Here is a 20,217-nt window from a genome sequence, read left to right as displayed (position 1 = left end):
GGTCCTTAGCAGTCGGTCATTTCGGTGTCGCCGCTGCTGCCGGTGGCGAACGAGCGAGACGGTTGGTCGGGTGTGTTGTCGAGGGTGGTGTAGAGCTCGTCGAGTTTGGCGCTCGTCTTCTGGTGAGCGTCTTTCAGCTCGGCGAACGCCTCGGCGGTGGGGCGTTTGGCGAGCTCGTCCTCGAGCGCGGCGTGCTTCTGAACGAAGAGGGCGAGCGTCTGCTCCAGGTCGCCCCGGAACACGGCGAACCCCTTGTCGGTCTTCGCGTCGTGGCGCTTGAACAGCGCCTTCACGCTGTCGAGCAGCGACGGGCCGGTGTCGGCCGGCGGCTGGACGGTCTCCGCGAGCTCCAGCTCGAGGGCAGCGGAGAAGAAGTTCTCGGGACGGGTCTTTTTTCCCGTTAGCGGAGAGTCCTTACCGGCGCCGGCGCTGAATTGCAGCATCTCCGTACCCAGCGATGCCGGCGTGTTGGTGACTGCCAGGCCCACGAGGTATGGCTCGCCGGTGTCGGCGAAATCCGGATCCACCTCCATGGACGAGTAGACCTTCTGACGCGCCTTGATCATCGACTTGAGTTCGTCGGTGGGATCGATCTCGGCGAACAACTGCAGCTTGCCCTCGCCGTTCTTCTCGGCTTTCAACGCCGTAACATCGCCGTAAGCCTTGAACGGGCTATCCGGCAAAACTCCCTTGATGTGCTCGAGGTTGATCCGGCAGCCGTAGGTCTTCGGATCGAAGTTCGCGGCCATCTTCTCCAGCCAGTCGGCGGGAATCTTGCGGCCATCCATCGTGGCGCCTTCGGTGGCGATAACGTGCCAGGGCATGGGGTTTCCTCAGCGGGTGAGCGGGGCGGTGTCGCGGTCTGTGCAAAGTGCGGTCAGGTTCCGCGTGACCGGCTACTTCCTCAACGCGCAGGGTCTGTAAGACGGCCGCTTACAGACGGCTCCCCGTTCGGCGGATCGCGCGCGCGGATAGGCTGGCACGCATGACGACGACAGCCCCCGACACACTCGACTCCCCGCGACTCACGGCCCGCCACTTGTACTGGCAGGGCTGGCGTGTCGCGCGTATTGCCGAATTTCTCGAGACGAAAGCGGCCACGGTGCATAGCTGGAAAGACCGCGATGGCTGGGAAGAGGCGAGCCCCACGCAACGCGTCGAAGGTGCGCTCGAGGCGCGACTCGTCCAGCTCATTGGCATGGCTCGGAAGGGGAACGGGGAATACAAGGAGATCGACGCGCTCGGGCGGATGATCGAGCGCCTGGCGCGGGTGCACCGATATCAGGAAACGGGGAGGGAAGGGGATCTCAATCCGAACCTCGCCGCGCGCAACGCGGGCGAGAAGCGCAAGCCGAAGCGCAATGCGCTGACGGAAGATCAGCTCGAGGCGTTGGAAGCGGCGTTCCTGGAGTCGCTATTCGAATACCAGCGCCAGTGGCTGAATGCCGGCGAGAAGCACCGGATACGCAACATCCTGAAGAGCCGCCAGATCGGCGCGACGTTTTACTTCGCCCGCGAGGCCATCGTCGACGCGTTCAAAACGGGGAAGAACAAGATTTTCCTCAGCGCGAGTAAGGCACAGGCGCACATCTTCAAGAACTACATCATCCAGTTCGTCAAGGAGACCTGCGATGTCGAGCTGAAGGGCGACCCGATCATCCTCGACAACGGTGCGGAGCTCCATTTTCTCGGCACCAACTCGAAAACCGCCCAGGGCTACCACGGCGATGTTTACTTGGATGAGTACTTCTGGATCCACGGTTTCGAGCAGTTCCGGAAAGTCGCGAGCGCGATGGCGACGCACAAGCAATGGCGGCAGACGTATTTCTCGACGCCGTCATCGATCGCGCACGAGGCTTACACGTTCTGGACCGGTGAGCGGATCAACAAGCGCCGCAAGAAAGCCGACCGGGTCGACATCGACGTGAGCCACGCCGCGCTCGCCGCCGGCGCGCTGTGCGGAGATCGCCAGTGGAAGCAGATTGTCACCGTTCACGATGCCGAAGCCGGCGGGTGCGATCTGTTCGATGTCGAGGATCTGCAGTTCGAGTACAGCGCCGACGAGTTCGCCAACCTGTTCGAGTGCGTGTTCGTCGACGACAGCCAGTCGGCGTTCCCGCTCGGTGTCATGCAGGGCTGCATGGTCGATGCCTGGGAAGAGTGGGAGAGCGTCTATCGCCCCTATGCACCGAGACCGGTCGGCAATCGCGGTGTCTGGATCGGTTACGACCCGACGGGGCGCAACGAGGACGGCGACGGCGCGGGACTGGTCGTGGTGCTGCCAGCGCAGGCGGCAGGGGAGAAGCATCGGATCCTCGAGCGGCACCGGCTCAAGGGGCAGGACTACGAAGAGCAAGCGGCGTTCATCCGCAAGTTCGCCGACAAGTACGACATCGACCACATCGGTATCGATACCACCGGCATCGGCGCGGCCGTGGCCGAGCACGTCGAGAAGTGGTTCCCGCTCGTCACCCGCTATCACTACACCGTCGAGCTCAAGACCCAGATGGTGCTGCAGGCCCAGCAAATCATCCGCAAGGATCGGCTCGAATTCGACGCCGGCTGGGTGGATCTCGCCCAGTCGTTCATGGCGATCAAGAAACAGCTCACGGCCAGCGGCCGCCAATTCACCTACGTATCCGGGCGCAACGCGCAAACAGGCCATGCCGACTTGGCCTGGGCAACGATGCACGCCCTGCACTTTGAACCGATCGACGGCCCGGCCGGCGAGACCAGCGAATCCATCATGGAGATGTACGAATGACCCCGACCGCCAAGCCGCGAATGCGCGTTCCCGCGATACTCTCCAATGCGTCCGAAACGACGCGAGAGGCCAACACGCCTGAGACCGCGCGCGAGGCCAAGCCTCATGAGTCGGCTAGCGTCGAGGCGTTCTCGTTTGGCGATGCCGAGCCAGTGACCAGCCTGCGCGACGTTTTCTATGAAGGCGTCTATCTGTCGCCGAACGAGTGGTACGAGCCGCCGGTCCCATTCGACGTGCTGGCGAAGAGCTACCGGGCAACGGCGCACCACGGGAGCGCGCTGCAGGTGAAGCGCAACATCCTCCTGCGCACCTTCATCCCGCACCCGCTGCTCAATCGCCAGACGTTCAGCGCGCTGGCGCTCGATTACCTGGTGTTCGGTAACTGCTACCTGGAAGAGATCCGCGGGCGCTTGGGGCGACTGCTCGACCTCCAACGTCGGCCAGCCAAATACATGCGCCGCGGCGCGCAGACCGATCGCTATTTCTGGGTGCCGGACTGGGTCAACAAGACCGAGCTGCCCGCTGGCCGAACGATCCACCTGCTCGAGCCCGATATCGACCAGGAGGTCTACGGGCTGCCCGACTACTTGGGCTCGCTCCAATCGGCCTGGCTCAACGAGAGCGCGACGCTGTTCCGCCGGCGCTACTACCTCAATGGCTCGCACGCTGGGTTCATCATGTACGTGAGCGACCCCGCTCACGACAAAAAAGATATCGATGCGATGCGCACCGCGCTCAAGGAGTCGAAGGGCGTCGGCAACTTCAAGAATCTGTTCATGTACTCGCCGCACGGCAAGAAGGATGGCGTTCAGATCATTCCGGTCTCGGAGGTCGCGGCGAAGGACGAGTTCTGGCACATCAAGAACATCACCCGCGACGACCAGCTCGCCGGTCATCGGATCCCGCCGCAGCTCATGGGCATCATCCCGAACAACACGGGTGGGTTCGGTGATTCGGAGAAGGCGGCACGTGTCTATGTGGCCAACGAACTCGAACCGCTGCAGCAGATCATGCTCGAGATCAACGAGCGGGTAGGGGAAGAAGTGGTGAGGTTCCGGCCGTATTCGCTGGAAACACCGACACCCCAGGAGCCTTCTACCTCGATCAATTGAAGATTGAGCGCCCGGCGGCCACCGGGCGCGTCGCCTGAATCTTCCTGATTCCTGTCACTCCCTCGGACCTCACAGCGACAGCCGGATCTTAACGAAAAGCTGTATAAATAGACAGGTATCAGGATGGCACAGAAACCGATTCTCCCGCGGATGGGCGGCAAGCGTCGTCTCGCGAAACAGATCTTGCCGCTGTTCCAGCCCCACCACACCTACGTCGAGCCATTCTGTGGCGGCGCCGCTCTCTACTTCATGAAGGAGCCGAGCCCGGTCGAGGTGATCAACGACGCCCATGGCGAACTGGTCAACCTCTACCGGATCGTCAAACACCACCTGGAGGAGCTCGTCCGGCAATTCCGCTGGGCGCTGGTCAGCCGCGAGGAGTACCTCACCCAGCGCGAGATCGATCCCGCGCATCTGACCGACATTCAGCGCGCCGCGCGATTCTTCTACCTGCAGAAGCTGGCGTTCGGTGGAAAGGTTTCCGGGCAGACCTTTGGGGCTAAGGTCAGTGCACCCCCAGGCTTCAATCTCCTGCGAATCGAGGAAGAGCTTAGCGATGCCCATCTTCGTCTCGCTCGCACCTGGATCGAGCACCTGGACTGGTCGGAGTGCCTACGCCGGTACGATCGCGATCAGACGTTGTTCTATCTGGATCCGCCGTACTGGGGAACCGCTGGCTACGGCCGCGACTTCGGTCTCGAGCAGTATGACCACATGGCCGAGTTCGCGAAGCGATCGAAAGGGCAGGTAGTCATCAGCGTGAACGACATCCCAGAGATGCGAGCCGCGTTCGATGGGCTGAATATCCACACGACACAGCTTCGCTACAGCGTAGGTCGCCAGACGACGGAAGCACGTGGTGAGCTGATCATCTCTAACCGCTGACCAAAAGATCCAACCACAAGCGGCCTCCCTCTCGGGCGGCCGCTTTCGTTCGGCTGTCGCTCAGCCGTGACTGGTTTTCCCCCGAGCCGCGCGATCAGCACCCCGCCCCGCCCGCGCGCTAAATGGGTCGAAAATTATGCACCTCTGCAAGAGAGCGGAAGCCGCGCCAGCACTGGGGACGATGGGGATTAGTAGAGATGGTCTTTTTATGCGAATCTATGCAAATCTTGCCCGTATAGCCTAAAGTAATTAGCCCAAAGGTTGCGGTAACGAAAAATTCGTATACTGTACGCGCGAGATCTAAGGAGGAGAGCATGGCTCAATCCAGGAAGACCGCGAAGGAGATGTCTGCAACGCAACGCCGAGCTGTACTCGACGAAGTGGTTGGCGCATATAAAATGTCGACTGCAGCTGCAGCGAAGAACACCTCACGGACGACCAAAACCGCAAGCTCGAAGTATCACGCCCAAGCGAAGGAGGCCTTCTCCAGGGCGCTCAGAGCTGCAACAGCTTAATAAAGTCAAATTTCTCAAGCCCCCTGCGCAAGCGGGGGGCTTTTTCGTGTCGGGTGCGCTGTGGAAAAAAGATGGGTTTTCGAAGAGATAGTTGAGGATAAAGAGAACGTTGTGCATTTGGTTGCATACGCACTTTATAAGTCTGCTAAATATGAACTTGCTTGCAATAAGCGAGGCCAGGGGCTTAGTCAAGATGAAATCTCTTCAGTTCTGCAAACCTTCCACGACAATCTGCTATCTACACCAGGCGAGCAAGAGCAGTATCGGGAGCGAGCGCATCGTGCACTCGACGGCTTTGCAGCAGAGCTAGAGAGAAGGCTAGCTGAGGATCATGTGCGTGAGATCGAGAGTCTTCAACGTAAGGTGCATGATCGAGACGCCGAGATAGCTAAGCTCAAGAAAAGTCACCAGAGTGACATCAAAAAGGCTAAGACCTCTGAGCGGCGGGATTTTGTAAACAAGGTTCGGCAAACGAGCCTCGATACGAAGCCCATTTCGGTCTTGAAGTGGATCGGAAATGGTTTCTCCGGTGTCTTCGCAGGTGTCATCACAGCCATCTTGCTCGCGGCTATCCTCTTCGCGTTCACACCACCGTCAGAACGGGATGGCGCTAAGCAGCGACTGTCTAGATTTCTAATAGATAGTCTAGATGTCAGTACGCCCTCTAATGAGCGGCCACCAGAGGTAGAATAGGGGAGCATTTCTCTGGTGCAGTAGTGGTACAGGCGGTGTGCCAAAAAGTGACCACCGATGACTTGTCAGTTTGGCGATAACGTCCCGAATTTAATCAATTTATTGGCTGTGTTCGGCGTGGTGCGGGACTTAACTTTTGCATTCGTAATGCGTAGGTCGGAGGTTCGAATCCTCTCACCGGCACCAGGCAATAATCGTTTTTGTATCAGTTAATTGTGACGATTAAAGACCGCCCATCAACGGCGGTTTTTTTGTGTCTCGACAACAGAATAACGAGTGCAGAAAAAACGACCCGATCATGAGAGGTAGCCTGATGAGGCGACTTCTCACGCCGGGTCGAAGCGAGCGCAGGGGCGCCAAGAAACGAATGAAGCGAAACGTTTACGTCAAACACATTTCGTAACATGGGTTATCGACAGCGTTGCCCTTAGCTTGAGCGAAATTTCTTGGCCAATGACAGGCTTGTGTCTGCCTTCAGCGGAAAACGACCTGTCGAATGGTGGGAGCTCGCTGGTCGGAGGTGTCGCTGGTCCGGGTGTCGCTGGTCAGAGTGTCCTGACCGGTAGGCGTGGACTCGGGCGCGGAGAAACCGGTAACGAGGGGGCTAGCGGGCCCACTGCGTGATCTCGGCAAGGCTTTTCGGCGCCCTCCCAACACGGGCAGATCCGCCAGCCCTGTGCCGCCTTTCATCACCCCTTCGGTATGACGCTTTTCAGACGGCGGGCGCCGGTTTCCGGCTTTACACTTCGAGTGGGCAGCTTATCGGTGTCTAGCGCCGTCACTCATTGCGCTGCCAATCTCTGCGGGGGAACGCTGCCATGTCACCTTGTAAGGTGGTCCTGACCAGTCTGTGCCTGGTCTGCTGTCTGGGTACGGCAGTGGCCGATGGCATTGAGGCCGAGAGCTGTGCCGACTTCCGCTGCGAGTTCGGCGATGTACCCAAAGCGGCGCCACCGCTGTTGCCGGAACCGTTTCGCTCCTTTTACGAAGATCAGACGGTGCGCCCGATGCTTCCTTATCAGGAGTGGGGCAAACCGTCGCGCTGGAAGACTCGCGCAGCCCGGCCGTCATCGCCGGCGGCTCGCGAAGAGAGAGGCAAGCGCGGCGAAGCCAATCAGGCGTAGAGCGTGAGCGAATCGGTGGCTGATGGCGTGGCAGTTCTCTCGAAACGACCCAGATAGCCTGATGAACCTGGATTCATTGTCTTGACGGTGCCCATCACTCGGGAAGTGCTTACCGCCACCCAGCGCGCGCCCTTTCATGCGGCGGTGCGCGGTGGTTCTCTGCGCATGGCGACCAGCGCTCTCTCCAGGTCGAGCGTGTGGCATTTGTAAGCGGTGCAGTTGGCGCAGCGTATCTGTTGCCCGTCCTCGCGCTTGACCGGCAAGTTGAACTGATCGTGGCCGCAGACAGCGCAGTTGAAATCCAGTGTGACGCGAATCATCCCGTTCTCCTTTTCGAGAGTGCTCGGGCGCTGTGGCCCGTCGTCGCTGCACGGAGAATACGCGCGACGTATGAACGATCGATGACCGCCTGGATACACTCTGTTCGTCGTTACCGACCTATCCACGACTTATGCCTCAGAGGCGTATTGACTTGGGTTAAGGCGGCGCCGTGTCTGGGCTGACACGGTGGGCACGTCCCGAAGAAGGCGGGCCCGAGATCGCTTGAATGCGAATGGTTGCAATTTCGAGGCCCTCTTCTAGGATGGAGTTCCCGAACCCGGTAACGAGGTAATCACGAGATCCTTTGACCCTTTTCTAACGCCAATAGGCGCACGCAGTGAGTCACCGATATTCGCCAGCGTGACGCCGAGGACTGGATCTGAACCCTGATCACAAACCTGGAGGTGATTGGATGTCAGTACAGACCGCATCCCCCAACGTACAGAGCACGTGGACGAAGCAGGATCGCTATCCGACACGTTTGCGCCAGCCGCAGGAAGCCCTCTGGCGACCGCGTCAGGAAGAGGTCGTTAAGGGCCGTCACTTGAACGGCCCGCTGAGCGGCGACCAGCTCGACCAGTTCGAGCGCAATGGCTTCCTGTTCGAACCCAATTTCCTGAGTCAGGAAGAAGTGGCGGCTCTGCGTGCCGAGCTGGCGGCCCTGCTGGCTCGCGACGATTTCCGTGACCGCGATTTCTCCATCACCGAGCCCCACAGCCACGAAATCCGTTCGCTGTTCGCGGTTCACTTTCTGTCGCGACGTTTCGAGCAGCTTGCCAAAGATGAACGCATGGCGGGACGCGCGCGTCAGATCGTCGGCGGCGATGTTTACGTTCATCAGTCGCGCATCAACTACAAGCCCGGTTTCCACGGTAAAGGCTTCAACTGGCACTCGGACTTCGAAACCTGGCACGCCGAAGACGGTATGCCCGGCATGAATGCGGTGAGCGCCTCGATCGTGTTGACCGACAACCACGAGTTCAACGGGCCGCTGATGTTGATTCCCGGCTCGCACAAGGTCTTCGTCCATTGCCTGGGCGAGACGCCGGACGACAACCACAAGCAGTCGCTGAAGCAACAGGAGCTGGGCGTGCCAAGTCACGATGCGCTGCGCGAGCTGATCGAAGCCAACGGCATTCAGGCGCCGACCGGGCAGGCTGGTGGCCTCCTGATGTTCGACTGCAACGCGCTGCACGGCTCCAACGCGAATATGTCGCCGGACCCGAGAAGCAACGCCTTCTTCGTCTATAACCGTCGCGACAACGCCTGCGTTCAGCCATTCGGTGCCAAGCGCCCGCGTCCGTCGTTCCTGGCGCATCAGCCAGATGAGGTGTGGACGCCGACTCAGGGCACCCACTAGCACGCCATCTCGCGGTTGTCCGCCGCCCGAGCAGTGCCAAGCGCCGCCATTGAGGCTAGACTCGAAGAGTCGCCTCCCTGGCGGCTTTTTTATGTCGGTTCATTTCAGCGTCATTCATTCCTTCATCAGGAGAGTTATCGTGCCGTTTACCCCGCGCTTCATCGATGGCAGCGAATCCGAGTTCACACTGGGCAAGATCGTCTGCGTCGGTCGTAACTATGCCGATCATGCCAAAGAGCTGAACAACGCCGTGCCCGATTCGCCGGTCGTTTTCATCAAGCCTTCGACGGCTGCCGTCGAGCTGGAAGAGCCGATCGCTGCGCAGTTCGACCATGGTGAGGTGCATTTCGAGACGGAGCTGGCGCTACTGATCGGCAAACGCATGAGCAACGTGACCGCCGAAGAGGCGACGCAGGGGATCGTCGGTGCCGGGCTGGCGCTGGATCTGACGTTGCGTGACGTGCAGTCCGACCTGAAGAAGCAGGGTTACCCCTGGGAGCGGGCGAAAGGGTTCGATGGCGCTTGCCCGATCTCTCGCTTCGTTCACGTCGAAGGCGAAGACGTCGACTGGCAGTCGATCAACTTTCATCTGGACATCGACGGCAAGCGTCAGCAGACCGGCGATACCAGCGACATGCTGTTCAGCGTGGCAGCCATGATCGAGGACGTCAGCAAGACGTTCACCCTGGAGCCGGGAGACATTTTGCTCACCGGCACGCCGGCTGGCGTGGGCGCGCTACCGCGCAACGCGGTACTGGGCATGTCGCTGTCGCTGGGCCTGGATGTCGGCACGCGGACGAGATGATCTGAGCTTCGAGCTTCGAGCTTCGAGCGTCGACTGCGCCGGGTCGGAGTGTGATAGTCAGCAGCCATAAGCCACGAAAAAGGCCAGCAACATCGCTGGCCCTTTTCTTCGCCGCAAGTTCACACTAAGTTTCGCGGCTCGCGGCTCGCGGCTCGCGGCTCGCGGCTCGCGGCTCGCGGCTCGCGGCTCGCGGCTCGCGGCTCACTCCAGATACGTATATCCGCTCAAGCCCGCTTCGATCTCCTCGACGAACTGGACGCGCTCTTGCGCGCTGAGCGAGCTGGCGATGAGTTGCTGGGTGAGCTGTCGCTTGAGCGCTTCGGCATCGAAGTTGACGTAGCCGAGCACGTCGGCGACCGCGTCACCCTGCTGCACGTGAGAGAGCTGCCATTCGCCGTTGGCATCGAGCGCGACGTCGACCGAGTCGGTGTCGCCGAACAGGTTGTGCAGATCGCCGAGAATCTCCTGATAGGCGCCAACGAGGAACAGTCCCAGCAGCTTGTCGTCATCGTCTTCCCACTCCGGCAGCGGCAGGGTGGACTCGAGCCCCTGACCGTCGACGTAGAGGTCGATCCTGCCATCGGAGTCGCAGGTGATGTCCTGGATCACGCCGCGGCGAGTCGGCGCACGTTCCAGTCCGGTCAGCGGCAGCACCGGGAAGACCTGATCGATCCCCCAGACGTCCGGCAGTGATTGAAACAGCGAGAAGTTGACGAAGATCTTGTCGGCGAGCTTTTCGGCCAGCTCGTCGGCGATTTCGCGGTGGGCACGATTACGACCGTCGAGCCGGTCCTGCAGGCGCTGACAGGCCGCGAAGTAGACCGACTCACCCTCGGCGCGAGCGTGAATGTCGGCTAGCCCCAGCACGAAGCGCTCCTGCAGTTCGCCGAGCGCCTGGACGACGTCGTGATACGCCTCGACCAGATCGCGTGGTTCGCGCATGCCCTCGAGTCGGTCGTAGACGCGCCACAGCTCGTCGACATGGGCGTCGCCTTCGGTCTGTCGCTCGGGTTCGAGGTGGCCGATACGCTCTTCGCCGATCACATTGGTGACCAGTACGGCGTGATGGGCGGTGAGCGCGCGTCCGGATTCGGAGATGATCTGCGGGTGCGGCAGGTCGTGAGTTTCGCAGATCTGCCGGAACGCCCACACCACGTTGCTCGCGTATTCGCGCATCGAATAGTTGATCGAGCAGAAGCTGCGCGAGCGCGTGCCTTCATAGTCGACGCCGAGACCGCCGCCGACATCGACCGTATCCACCGGGGCGCCGACCGCGCGCAGGCTGTGGTAGAAACGGGCGCACTCGCGCAGACCGCGCTGGATGTCGCGAATATTGGCGATCTGCGAACCGAGATGGAAGTGCACGAGCTGCAGGCTCTCCAGCGCACCGGCCTCGCGCATACGCTCGGCGATGGCCAGAATCTGACCGGCGGTCAGGCCGAACTTCGACTTCTCGCCGCCGCTGTCCTGCCATTTGCCCTTGCCGACGGAGGAGAGGCGGGCACGCACGCCGACGCGCGGTTTGACGTCGAGCTTCGCGGCCTCTTCGAGAATCAGATTCAGCTCGGAGAACTTCTCCACCACCAGATAGACCTTGTGGCCGAGCTTTTCGCCCATCAACGCAAGTCGGATGTACTCGCGGTCCTTGTAACCATTGCAGACGATCAGCGAGGGCGCATCGCCGGAGAGGGCGAGTACCGCCATCAGCTCCGGCTTGCTGCCGGCTTCCAGGCCGACCCGGCCGTGGCCGCGCTCTTGGGTGGCGAGGATCTCTTCGACCACGCGGCGCTGCTGGTTGACCTTGATCGGATAGACCGCGGTGTAATTGCCCTGGTATTTCTCTTCGCGCATGGCCTGATCGAAGGCGAGACAGAGCTGTTCGACCCGGTCATGAAGAATGTCGATGAAGCGCACCAGTACGGGCAGGCGCAGCCCGGCATCGCGCAGCCTGTCGACGAGCGTGTCGAGTACCAGCGTCGGGCCGGGCACTTCGGTACCGAGCGGGCGTACCAAGGCGCGGCCCTGATCGTCGACGTCGAAATAGCCGCTGCCCCACTGATCGATGTTGTAGGTGCGACGGGCCTGTGCGGCAGGGGTGGGGTTGGTCATTGCGCTCTCCGATCAGCCGGCAGGGTAAATCCCCGCCCCGGCGTGACAGGTCAAAGAAGGTCGATGAATGGCCGGGGCGCGATGGCGCGCATTATGCCGCCGCCAGGCGTCCACGACCATGAATTCCACGAGAAACCGCGATTGCCGACGCAACGCCGGCTGCCGCGAATCAAACTCGCCGAAAGCCACAAGAGATAAAACCGCGGGAGGGTTGGCATTACGCGGGCAGCGGCGGAATTTCGGCATTGAGGCGCCGGCCCAGCAGCAGCCGGAAACGCGCCGGGTCGTGCGGCGTAATGTCGTGTGCCGGCGGGTCGACATGAATGACCAGCAGCCGCGAGAGCCAGTAGCGCAGCGCCGTCATGCGCAGCATCGTCGACCACAGCCGTCGCTCATAGGCGTCTAGCGGGCGATGCTTGACATAGGCGCCGAGAATCGCCGAATAGCGCTCGGCATTCAGCTTGCCATCCTCGTCGCTTGCCCAGTCGTTGATCACGATGGCGAGATCGAACAGCAGTTCGCCCGTGCAGCCGTTGTAGAAGTCGATGATGCCGCCGAGGCGGTCACCCTCGTACAGCGTATTATCGCGAAACAGGTCACCATGAATGGCGCCGCGCGGCAGTGAGATGCCCTCGAAGGCGAGCGTGTAGTCGGCGATCTCCGCCTGCATCAGAGCGCGGTCAGCATCGTCGAGAAACGCCAGCACCTCGAGATGACGGCGATTGAGCCAGTCGAGGTCGCGCGGGTTGGCGCGGCTGCCCTGAAATCGCTGCGAGACGAGGTGCATCCGCCCGAGGGCATCGCCGAGTGCCGCGCACTGTGCCAAATTGGGCGCGCTCGGGTGCGCGCCGGGCATTCGCGGAAAGAGTAGCGCCGGCCGGCCGGCCAGACGCTGCAGTGCAACGCCCTGACGGTCATGAATCGGGCCCGGCACCGGCAGATCGTGGGCATCCAGATAGTCGAGCAGATCGACGAAGAAGGGCAGGTCCTCGAACTCCCCCTGTTCGAACAGCGTCAGCACCCATTCGCCGCGCTCGGTGGTGACGAAGAACGTGCTGTTCTCGGTGCCGTGCGGCACGCCCTTGAGCGAGCGCAGGTTGCCCACGTTGAAACGTTCGAGGAACTCGGCGACCTGGGCGTCGCTCAGGGGAGTGAATACGGCCATAAGTTCGGAATCGGACTCTCGAATCAGGAGCGAATGTCTGGGGTGAAAACGTCAAGGTCGAAACGTCAGCGCGCATTGTAGCGGCTTGCGTGTCGCGCTCCTAATGCCGGGACCCTCACCGACAGGTTTTCATGACCGTGGCGCGTCGACGCTATCGCTCGCTCTGCACCCAGTCCGGTATCGGTACGCTGGGCGCATCGACCCGCTTGAAGTCGCCGTCACCATCGTCGTCGTAAAGAAAGTAGATCTCGTCCGACTTGCCATCACCGTGGCGCGGCGAGACGCGTATCGCGTAGAGCTCTCCATTGACGCGATACTCGTCGATCGTGTGCTGGGCGTCGCGCTGCGAGGTGATCTCCGGCTGCACTGCCGGCTGCGCCAGGGCGAGCGGTGACAGAGCGCCGAGTGCGAGCAGCGCGGCCACGAAGCGTCTGGCCGCTAGCTTGAGTCGTGACATCGAAGACTCCTTGTTCCCGCCCGGTTCCGGTGCCGTCTTGTGGCTCAGTGTAACGCGTCGGCGCGCGCATCGACATCGGTGGCGCATCGTATCGATGTCGATGCGTCCGGCGGCGCGGCGCTGACGCCCGGTGCGTGTGCCGGCGTGCGGATTCCCTGACTCGGCGCGGCCGCTTGCGTATCATGAGCGCATCGAAAGTCAGCTACGGATGCTCGCGCACATGGCAGATGCCCCCATCGTCCTCGTCGACGGATCGTCTTATCTCTACCGCGCCTTCCACGCATTGCCGCCGCTTTCCACCTCGAGCGGCCAGCCGACCGGTGCCGTGCGTGGCGTGCTGTCGATGCTCAAGAGCCTGATCAAGCAGTATCCGCAAAGCCCCATGGCGGTGGTGTTCGACGCCAAGGGCAAGACCTTTCGCGACGAGATCTACGCCGAGTACAAGGCGCATCGCCCGCCGATGCCGGATGATCTGCGCCCCCAGGTCGAGCCGCTGCATGAGTGCGTCCGCGCGCTCGGCCTGCCGCTTTTGTGCATCGAAGGTGTCGAGGCGGACGACGTCATCGGCACGCTGGCGCGGCTTGCCACGGAGTCCGGCCGAGATGCGGTGATCTCGACCGGCGACAAGGATATGGCGCAGCTGGTCAACGCGCACATCACGCTGGTCAACACCATGAAGAGCGAGACCCTCGACATCGCCGGCGTCGAGGAGAAATTCGGCATCCCGCCCGAGCTGATCATCGATTACCTCGCCCTGATGGGTGACAAGGTCGACAACATTCCCGGCGTGCCCGGTGTGGGCGAGAAGACCGCGCTGGGCTTGTTGCAGGGTGTGGGCGGCGGGCTGGATGCGATCTATGCCGATCTGGAGAAAGTCACGACGCTCGGCTTTCGCGGCGCCAAGACGATGCCCAAGAAGCTCGAAGCCAACCGTGAACAGGCCTATCTCTCCTATCAGCTGGCGACGATCAAGACCGACTGCGAGCTGCCCGTCGGTCTCGATGACCTGCATCTGGCCGAGCCCGACCGCGAAGCGCTGAAGGCGCTCTACACCCAGCTCGAGTTCAAGAACTGGCTGGCCGAGCTGCTCGAGGGCAAGGACGAGGGCGTCGACGACGTTGGTACGGGCGAATCGCTGGAGGGTGGCGATGTCGATGAAGATCCGGCGCTGACCAAGCCCGAGCGCACCGATCATACCGTGCTCACGCAGGCCGAGTTCGATGACTGGCTGAAACGGCTCGAGAAAACCGATCTTTTCTGCTTCGATCTGGAAACGACCAGCCTCAATTACATGGAAGCCGAGATCGTCGGCATCGGCATTGCCATCGAGCCGCACGAGGCGGCCTATATTCCCGTCGGGCATGACTACCTGGATGCGCCGGCCCAGCTGGACCGGTCGGACGTGCTGGCGGCGCTCAAGCCGCTGCTAGAAGACCCTAAGCTCGGCAAGATCGGCCAGAACCTCAAGTACGACATCTCGGTGCTGGCGAACTACGACATCCGCGTGGCAGGCGCGCTCGACGACACCATGCTCGAGTCATACGTGCTCAACTCGACCGCGACGCGTCACGACATGGATTCGCTGGCGCTCAAGTATCTCGGCGAGAAAACCATCAGCTTTCAGGATATCGCCGGCAAGGGCGCCAAGCAGCTCACCTTCAATCAGATCGCGCTGGAAGAGGCGGTGCCTTACGCCTGCGAGGATGTCGACATCACGCTGCGCCTGCACCGCGAACTGCGCCCGAAGCTCGACGATACCGGCCGCCTGGCTGAAGTGCTCGACACGCTCGAACGCCCGCTGATTCCGGTGTTGTCACACATGGAGCGCAACGGCGTGGCACTGGATGCCAAGCGCCTGCATACCCAGAGCCAGGAGCTCGAGACGCGAATTCGTGAACTCGAGACCGAGGCGTTCGAACTTGCCGGCAAGGAGTTCAACCTCGGCTCGCCCAAGCAGCTCGCGGAGATTCTGTTCGAGGAGCAGAAGATTCCGGTGATCAAGAAAACGCCCAAGGGCGCACCGAGCACCGCCGAAGCCGTGCTCGAAGAGCTGGCGCTGGATTATCCGCTGCCCAAGCTGATCATGTCGCATCGCGGCATGACCAAGCTCAAGTCGACCTACACCGACAAGCTGCCGCGTCTGGTCAACCCGGCGACCAACCGGCTGCACACCAGCTATCACCAGGCGGTGACGGCAACCGGCCGCCTCTCTTCGAGCGACCCCAATCTGCAGAACATCCCGATTCGCACCGACGAGGGGCGCAAGATCCGCCAGGCGTTCGTGGCCCGCGAGGGGTATCGCATCGTCGCCGCTGATTACTCGCAGATCGAGCTGCGCATCATGGCGCATCTCTCCGACGACAAGGGCCTGCTGGATGCTTTCGCTAACGACCGCGATATCCACGCCGCCACTGCGGCCGAAGTTTTCGGCGTGGCGCTGGACAAGGTCACCACCGACCAGCGCCGCAGCGCCAAGGCGATCAACTTCGGGCTGATCTACGGCATGAGCTCCTGGGGGCTCTCCAAACAGCTGCATATCGACGCCAAGCAGGCCAAGGTCTATATCGACCGTTACTTCGATCGCTATCCGGGCGTGGCGCAGTTCATGGACCGCATTCGCGCCCAGGCCGCTGACGACGGTTATGTGGAAACCGTGTTCGGCCGGCGGCTCTACCTGCCGGAGATCAAGGCGCAGAATCACGCGCGGCGCCAGGCCGCCGAGCGTACCGCCATCAATGCGCCGATGCAGGGCACCGCCGCGGATATCATCAAGCTCGCGATGATCGACGTGCACCACTGGCTCAACCCGGCCAAGGGCAAGGCCGAATTCGATGCGTGGATGGTCATGCAGGTTCACGACGAACTGGTTTTCGAGATCGAGGCGCAACAGGTCGATGACTTCATCGGTGCGGTCCGCGAGCGGATGCAGAACGCGGCCACGCTCAACGTACCGCTGATCGTCGAGGCCAATAGTGGGGCCAATTGGGACGAGGCGCACTAGGCTCGGCTGAAAATTGGCTGCGCTCGCTCACACGGCGTTAAAAAATGGCTCAAGCTCCTCACTTACACCCTGTAAACTCCGGGCTTTCGCCATTTTTTGCCTTGTTTGAGCCTCGCTCGCCGACTTTTCAGCTCGATCCGATGGCGTCTTATCTCGACGATGGTTTCGGCGCTTCCACCCTGATGCATTACAACGGAAAACCGCCAAGATTCGGCGGATGGCAGTCTCTGCCTTACACTGGTGTCACTGATTACCGTCTATCGCCGGATAACGGCTTTTTTTCTGCAAGGAGCATGGTCAATGGCCAAACAGCAAATCGGCGTCGTCGGCATGGCCGTCATGGGGCGCAATCTCGCACTCAACATCGAAAGCCGCGACTACACGGTGTCGATCTTCAACCGTACCCGCGAGAAAACCGACGAGGTGATGGCGGAGAACCCGGACAGCAAGCTCAAGCCGTTCTATAGCGTCGAGGAGTTCGTCGCCTCGCTGGAAACCCCGCGCCGCATTCTGCTGATGGTCAAGGCGGGCGATGCCACCGACAAGACCATCGCTTCGCTGGCGCCGCATCTCGACGAGGGCGATATCCTCATCGATGGCGGCAATACCCCCTACGAGGACACCATTCGGCGTAACAAGGAGCTGTCGGACGCCGGCTTCAACTTCATCGGCACTGGCGTTTCCGGTGGCGAGGAGGGCGCGCTGAAAGGCCCCTCGATCATGCCCGGCGGGCAGAAGGAAGCCTACGACATGGTCGCGCCGATTCTCGAGAAGATCGCCGCGCGCGCCGATGACGGCGAGCCCTGCGTCGCCTACGTGGGGCCGGATGGCGCCGGCCACTACGTCAAGATGGTCCATAACGGTATCGAGTACGGCGACATGCAGCTGATCGCCGAAGCCTATTCGATCCTGAAAGGCTCGCTCGGGCTCTCCAACGCTGAACTGGCCGAGGTCTTCAGCGAGTGGAACGAGGGCGAACTCGACAGCTATCTGATCGACATCACCGCCAAGATCTTCACCAAGAAGGATGACAAGAGCGATCACGACGTGGTCGACATCATCCTCGACGCCGCTGGCCAGAAGGGCACCGGCAAGTGGACCAGCAAGAGCGCACTCGATCTCGGCGTGCCCCTGCCGCTGATCACCGAGTCGGTCTTCGCTCGCTTCATCTCGTCGCTGAAAGATGAGCGCGTGGCAGCTTCCAAGGTGCTAAAGGGCCCCTCAGAAACACCGCTCCAGGGCGACAAGCAGGCATTCATCGAAAAGGTGCGCAAGGCGCTGTTCTTCAGCAAGATCGCTTCCTACGCTCAAGGCTTCGCCCAGATGCGCGCCGCCTCCGAGCAGTACGACTGGAACCTCGACTACGGCGAGATCGCCAAACTGTTCCGCGCCGGCTGCATCATCCGCGCTCGCTTCCTGCAGAAGATCACCGACGCCTATCAAGAGAATCCCGAGCTCAAGAATCTGCTGATGGCGCCGTACTTCGGCGAGATCGCCGGCAACTACCAATCGGCGCTGCGCGATGTGATCGCTCATGCGGTACAGAACGGCATTCCGGTACCGACGTTCTCCTCGGCGATCGCCTACTACGACAGCTACCGAGCCGAGAAGCTGCCGGCCAACCTGATCCAGGCTCAGCGTGACTTCTTCGGCGCGCACACCTACAAGCGTGTCGATCAGGAAGGGGTCTTTCACACCGAGTGGCTCGCCGACTGAACCTGACCGTCTGTCTTAGACCTTGGTCTTGATCGGCCCGGGATCGGCCAGCCTCTGATAGGCTGGCCGATCTTGTTTCAGGGCTTTCTGAATATCGATGACTTGGGCGGAGAATCGTCATGACGCAGTTGGATCGGGATCGAGTGCGCGAGCATCTGGCCAACACGGCATCGACCCAGCCGATATTGGACGAAGAGGCGCGAGCCCATTATCGGGCGCGCATTGCCGAGCAGCTGAAAGCCCGCAACGCCGTGCTGGTCGCGCATTACTACACCGACCCGGAAATCCAGGCGCTGGCGGAAGCGACCGGCGGTTGCGTGGCCGATTCACTGGAGATGGCTCGCTTCGGCAAGGATCATCCGGCGACGACGCTGATCGTCGCCGGCGTGCGTTTCATGGGCGAGACCGCCAAGATCCTGAGCCCGGAAAAGCGCGTGTTCATGCCGACACTCGAGGCGACCTGCTCGCTCGATATCGGCTGCCCGGCGGACGCCTTCGCGGCATTCTGTGATCAGCATCCCGAGCGCACCGTGGTGGTCTACGCCAATACCTCGGCCGCGGTGAAGGCCCGCGCCGACTGGGTCGTGACTTCGTCGATCGCGGTCGAGCTGATCGACTACCTGGATCGGCAGGGAGAAAAGATCCTGTGGGCACCGGATCGCCACCTCGGCGCCTATGTTCGCGACAAGACGGGGGCCGACGTGCTCTGCTGGGACGGCGAGTGCATCGTCCATGACGAGTTCCAGGCGAAGGGGCTTTTAGATCTCAAGGCGCTGCATCCGCAAGCCGCCGTACTGGTGCACCCGGAATCGCCTGCTTCGGTGGTCGAGATCGCCGATGTCGTCGGCTCCACCTCGCAGCTCATCGCCGCGGCGCAGAAGCTCGACAATCCCGAGTTCATCGTCGCCACCGACCGCGGCATCTTCTACAAGATGCAGCAGCTGATGCCGGATAAGATCTTCATGGCCGCCCCTACCGCCGGCAACGGCGCGACCTGCCGTAGCTGCGCGAGCTGTCCGTGGATGGCGATGAACGGGCTGGAGAACACGCTGGTGGTGCTGAAAGACGCCAACGGCTGCGGTCAGGAAATTCATGTCGACCCCGCTATCGCCGAGCGCGCACTGGTCCCGCTGAATCGCATGCTCGACTTCGGCGCCGAGCTCAAGCGGCGCTGAGCTGTCTGCCTCGAGAGAACGGCATAGCGCCCGCCCGGTCGATACCGAGGCGGGCGCCGGTGTGTCGCGACGATTCCGCCTAGAAGTGGTAGTTGATGAACGCGCCAGCTCGCCACTGGGTCGAATCGCCCAGGTCATCGACGATCGGGCTGTCGGCTGCGTCGCCGGTCAGCTGGGTCATGCCGAGTAGTCCCGTGACTGAGAGTTGGTGGGTTAGATAGTAGCTGTAGGTCGTATCCAGCCCGGCAGAGAAGTAGCTGCCACTCGGATCGTAGGCGTCGATACCGGAGCGTTGGCTCTCCCGTTTAGATACGCCGAACAGGTCATCCGCCCACCTCTCACTGGTATAGGTGAAGCGCGGGCCGATGGTAAATGCCGCGCGCTCGCCGACCCGCGTCACGTAGTCGGTCTTGAATCTAAGCCGATAGCCATCGAGGTCGCCGGTGAACGGCGTTTGCGCGGACGCGCTATAGCGCCAGTGGCCATCGTCGTAGTTGACGCGCAGACCACCGGTGAGGCTATCGTCGACCTTGTCGAGTTCATCGATATCTCCGCGATCATCGCGACCGAAGGCGTAGCCGATAAACGGGGCGACGCGCCACTTGTCCTGCTTGACGATGTTCCAGCCGATGCCGTCCTGCAGGCTGGCAAAAAAAGTATCGCCATAGGTGATATCGAAAGTGGGCCAGGGTGTCGTGCGATATTCATCGCTGCCCGTGTACTTCGGCCAGTAGGCCGCGCCGCCGCCAATCGATCCTTCCCATTGCGGCTGTGCCGCTTGCACCGTTGCCGATGCGAGAAGACCGATAACGCCCATCATTGAAAAACAGAACCTGGATGGCATGCCATTCGTCCTTGAGTCGGAAATCCCGGCTTTCTGAGGAGTCAGACCATACTGGGCGGCTGTCCAGAACGCCAGTTTTCTGCCTCTTTTGCCAGCGGGTGCCTGACCGGAAAGTGCATGCTGCTCTCGAGCGGCAATCATTCGCTGAATCCACCTTCCCGTCGCCATACC

At 61.5% G+C, this 20,217-nt stretch carries 16 protein-coding genes; 10 read left to right on the top strand and 6 right to left on the bottom strand.

Annotated features, from left to right (window positions below):
- Window positions 1-5 precede the first annotated feature (5 nt).
- A complete protein-coding gene (locus IE125_RS17625) occupies window positions 6-824 on the bottom strand; it encodes a GPO family capsid scaffolding protein (protein WP_189445985.1) in 819 nt (272 codons plus the stop codon).
- Window positions 825-985: 161 nt separating this feature from the next.
- On the opposite strand from IE125_RS17625, the gene IE125_RS17620 reads away from it, so the two are divergent.
- The 5 genes from IE125_RS17620 (at window position 986) to IE125_RS17600 (ending at window position 7,093) form a co-directional block, all read left to right on the top strand.
- On the top strand, window positions 986-2,764 hold the full coding sequence (locus IE125_RS17620; protein WP_189445984.1) for a terminase large subunit domain-containing protein: 1,779 nt from the start codon (window positions 986-988) through the stop codon (window positions 2,762-2,764).
- The gene (locus IE125_RS17615) at window positions 2,761-3,876 is read left to right on the top strand and encodes a phage portal protein (RefSeq protein WP_189445983.1); all 1,116 of its coding nucleotides are present in this window, start codon (window positions 2,761-2,763) and stop codon (window positions 3,874-3,876) included. Before IE125_RS17620 ends, IE125_RS17615 begins: the two co-directional genes overlap by 4 nt.
- A gap of 123 nt (window positions 3,877-3,999) precedes the next feature.
- Window positions 4,000-4,761: a DNA adenine methylase gene (locus tag IE125_RS17610; RefSeq protein ID WP_189445982.1), complete on the top strand. Its 762-nt coding sequence runs from the start codon at window positions 4,000-4,002 to the stop codon at window positions 4,759-4,761.
- Window positions 4,762-5,336: 575 nt separating this feature from the next.
- Complete coding sequence (locus tag IE125_RS17605) at window positions 5,337-5,969, top strand: hypothetical protein (protein WP_189445981.1); 633 nt, start codon at window positions 5,337-5,339, stop codon at window positions 5,967-5,969.
- An 818-nt stretch (window positions 5,970-6,787) separates the two neighbouring features.
- Complete coding sequence (locus IE125_RS17600) at window positions 6,788-7,093, top strand: hypothetical protein (RefSeq protein WP_189445980.1); 306 nt, start codon at window positions 6,788-6,790, stop codon at window positions 7,091-7,093.
- A gap of 134 nt (window positions 7,094-7,227) precedes the next feature.
- Here IE125_RS17600 and IE125_RS17595 read toward each other — a convergent pair whose 3' ends face one another.
- The gene (locus tag IE125_RS17595) at window positions 7,228-7,413 is read right to left on the bottom strand and encodes a hypothetical protein (RefSeq protein WP_189445979.1); all 186 of its coding nucleotides are present in this window, start codon (window positions 7,411-7,413) and stop codon (window positions 7,228-7,230) included.
- 413 nt (window positions 7,414-7,826) lie between these two features.
- Between IE125_RS17595 and thpD the strand changes: the two genes are divergently transcribed.
- A complete protein-coding gene (gene thpD / locus IE125_RS17590; protein ID WP_189445978.1) occupies window positions 7,827-8,774 on the top strand; it encodes an ectoine hydroxylase in 948 nt (315 codons plus the stop codon).
- Window positions 8,775-8,913: 139 nt separating this feature from the next.
- Window positions 8,914-9,579, top strand: coding sequence for a fumarylacetoacetate hydrolase family protein (locus IE125_RS17585; RefSeq protein WP_229809194.1), 666 nt, complete (start codon window positions 8,914-8,916; stop codon window positions 9,577-9,579).
- 201 nt (window positions 9,580-9,780) lie between these two features.
- Here the strand turns inward: IE125_RS17585 and speA are convergent, their stop codons facing one another.
- From speA to IE125_RS17570, 3 genes are all read right to left on the bottom strand, one after another.
- Window positions 9,781-11,688, bottom strand: a complete 1,908-nt coding sequence (gene speA / locus IE125_RS17580; RefSeq protein ID WP_189445976.1) for a biosynthetic arginine decarboxylase — start codon at window positions 11,686-11,688, stop codon at window positions 9,781-9,783.
- A 217-nt stretch (window positions 11,689-11,905) separates the two neighbouring features.
- Entirely contained in the window at window positions 11,906-12,853 is a 948-nt protein-coding gene (locus IE125_RS17575; RefSeq protein WP_189445975.1) for a homoserine kinase, read from the bottom strand.
- Window positions 12,854-13,004: 151 nt separating this feature from the next.
- Window positions 13,005-13,310: a DUF2782 domain-containing protein gene (locus IE125_RS17570; RefSeq protein ID WP_189445974.1), complete on the bottom strand. Its 306-nt coding sequence runs from the start codon at window positions 13,308-13,310 to the stop codon at window positions 13,005-13,007.
- Window positions 13,311-13,530: 220 nt separating this feature from the next.
- Here IE125_RS17570 and polA point away from each other — a divergent pair, with 220 nt between their 5' ends.
- The 3 genes from polA (at window position 13,531) to nadA (ending at window position 19,202) form a co-directional block, all read left to right on the top strand.
- Window positions 13,531-16,311, top strand: coding sequence for a DNA polymerase I (polA, locus tag IE125_RS17565; protein ID WP_189445973.1), 2,781 nt, complete (start codon window positions 13,531-13,533; stop codon window positions 16,309-16,311).
- 300 nt (window positions 16,312-16,611) lie between these two features.
- Window positions 16,612-18,027: an NADP-dependent phosphogluconate dehydrogenase gene (gnd, locus tag IE125_RS17560; RefSeq protein ID WP_189445972.1), complete on the top strand. Its 1,416-nt coding sequence runs from the start codon at window positions 16,612-16,614 to the stop codon at window positions 18,025-18,027.
- Window positions 18,028-18,146: 119 nt separating this feature from the next.
- Complete coding sequence (gene nadA, locus IE125_RS17555) at window positions 18,147-19,202, top strand: quinolinate synthase NadA (RefSeq protein ID WP_189445971.1); 1,056 nt, start codon at window positions 18,147-18,149, stop codon at window positions 19,200-19,202.
- 79 nt (window positions 19,203-19,281) lie between these two features.
- On the opposite strand, the gene IE125_RS17550 is transcribed toward nadA, so the two are convergent.
- Complete coding sequence (locus IE125_RS17550; RefSeq protein WP_189445970.1) at window positions 19,282-20,046, bottom strand: MipA/OmpV family protein; 765 nt, start codon at window positions 20,044-20,046, stop codon at window positions 19,282-19,284.
- Window positions 20,047-20,217: the final 171 nt, after the last annotated feature.

It is taken from the genome of Salinicola rhizosphaerae, from assembly GCF_014652715.1.
GTDB lineage: Bacteria > Pseudomonadota > Gammaproteobacteria > Pseudomonadales > Halomonadaceae > Salinicola > Salinicola rhizosphaerae.
Note: the sequence above shows the minus strand (reverse complement) of the source record. Positions and strands in the feature narration are given on the sequence as shown.

What these genes read in the sequence shown, in the direction of transcription:
- gnd (WP_189445972.1), top strand. Translation starts at nt 16,612, where the DNA reads ATGGCCAAACAGCAAATCGGCGTCGTCGGCATGGCCGTCATGGGGCGC.
- IE125_RS17570 (WP_189445974.1), bottom strand. Translation starts at nt 13,310, where the DNA reads ATGTCACGACTCAAGCTAGCGGCCAGACGCTTCGTGGCCGCGCTGCTC.
- IE125_RS17600 (WP_189445980.1), top strand. Translation starts at nt 6,788, where the DNA reads ATGTCACCTTGTAAGGTGGTCCTGACCAGTCTGTGCCTGGTCTGCTGT.
- nadA (WP_189445971.1), top strand. Translation starts at nt 18,147, where the DNA reads ATGACGCAGTTGGATCGGGATCGAGTGCGCGAGCATCTGGCCAACACG.
- IE125_RS17625 (WP_189445985.1), bottom strand. Translation starts at nt 824, where the DNA reads ATGCCCTGGCACGTTATCGCCACCGAAGGCGCCACGATGGATGGCCGC.
- IE125_RS17610 (WP_189445982.1), top strand. Translation starts at nt 4,000, where the DNA reads ATGGCACAGAAACCGATTCTCCCGCGGATGGGCGGCAAGCGTCGTCTC.
- IE125_RS17575 (WP_189445975.1), bottom strand. Translation starts at nt 12,853, where the DNA reads ATGGCCGTATTCACTCCCCTGAGCGACGCCCAGGTCGCCGAGTTCCTC.
- IE125_RS17550 (WP_189445970.1), bottom strand. Translation starts at nt 20,046, where the DNA reads ATGCCATCCAGGTTCTGTTTTTCAATGATGGGCGTTATCGGTCTTCTC.
- thpD (WP_189445978.1), top strand. Translation starts at nt 7,827, where the DNA reads ATGTCAGTACAGACCGCATCCCCCAACGTACAGAGCACGTGGACGAAG.
- IE125_RS17595 (WP_189445979.1), bottom strand. Translation starts at nt 7,413, where the DNA reads ATGATTCGCGTCACACTGGATTTCAACTGCGCTGTCTGCGGCCACGAT.
- speA (WP_189445976.1), bottom strand. Translation starts at nt 11,688, where the DNA reads ATGACCAACCCCACCCCTGCCGCACAGGCCCGTCGCACCTACAACATC.
- IE125_RS17620 (WP_189445984.1), top strand. Translation starts at nt 986, where the DNA reads ATGACGACGACAGCCCCCGACACACTCGACTCCCCGCGACTCACGGCC.
- IE125_RS17615 (WP_189445983.1), top strand. Translation starts at nt 2,761, where the DNA reads ATGACCCCGACCGCCAAGCCGCGAATGCGCGTTCCCGCGATACTCTCC.
- polA (WP_189445973.1), top strand. Translation starts at nt 13,531, where the DNA reads ATGGCAGATGCCCCCATCGTCCTCGTCGACGGATCGTCTTATCTCTAC.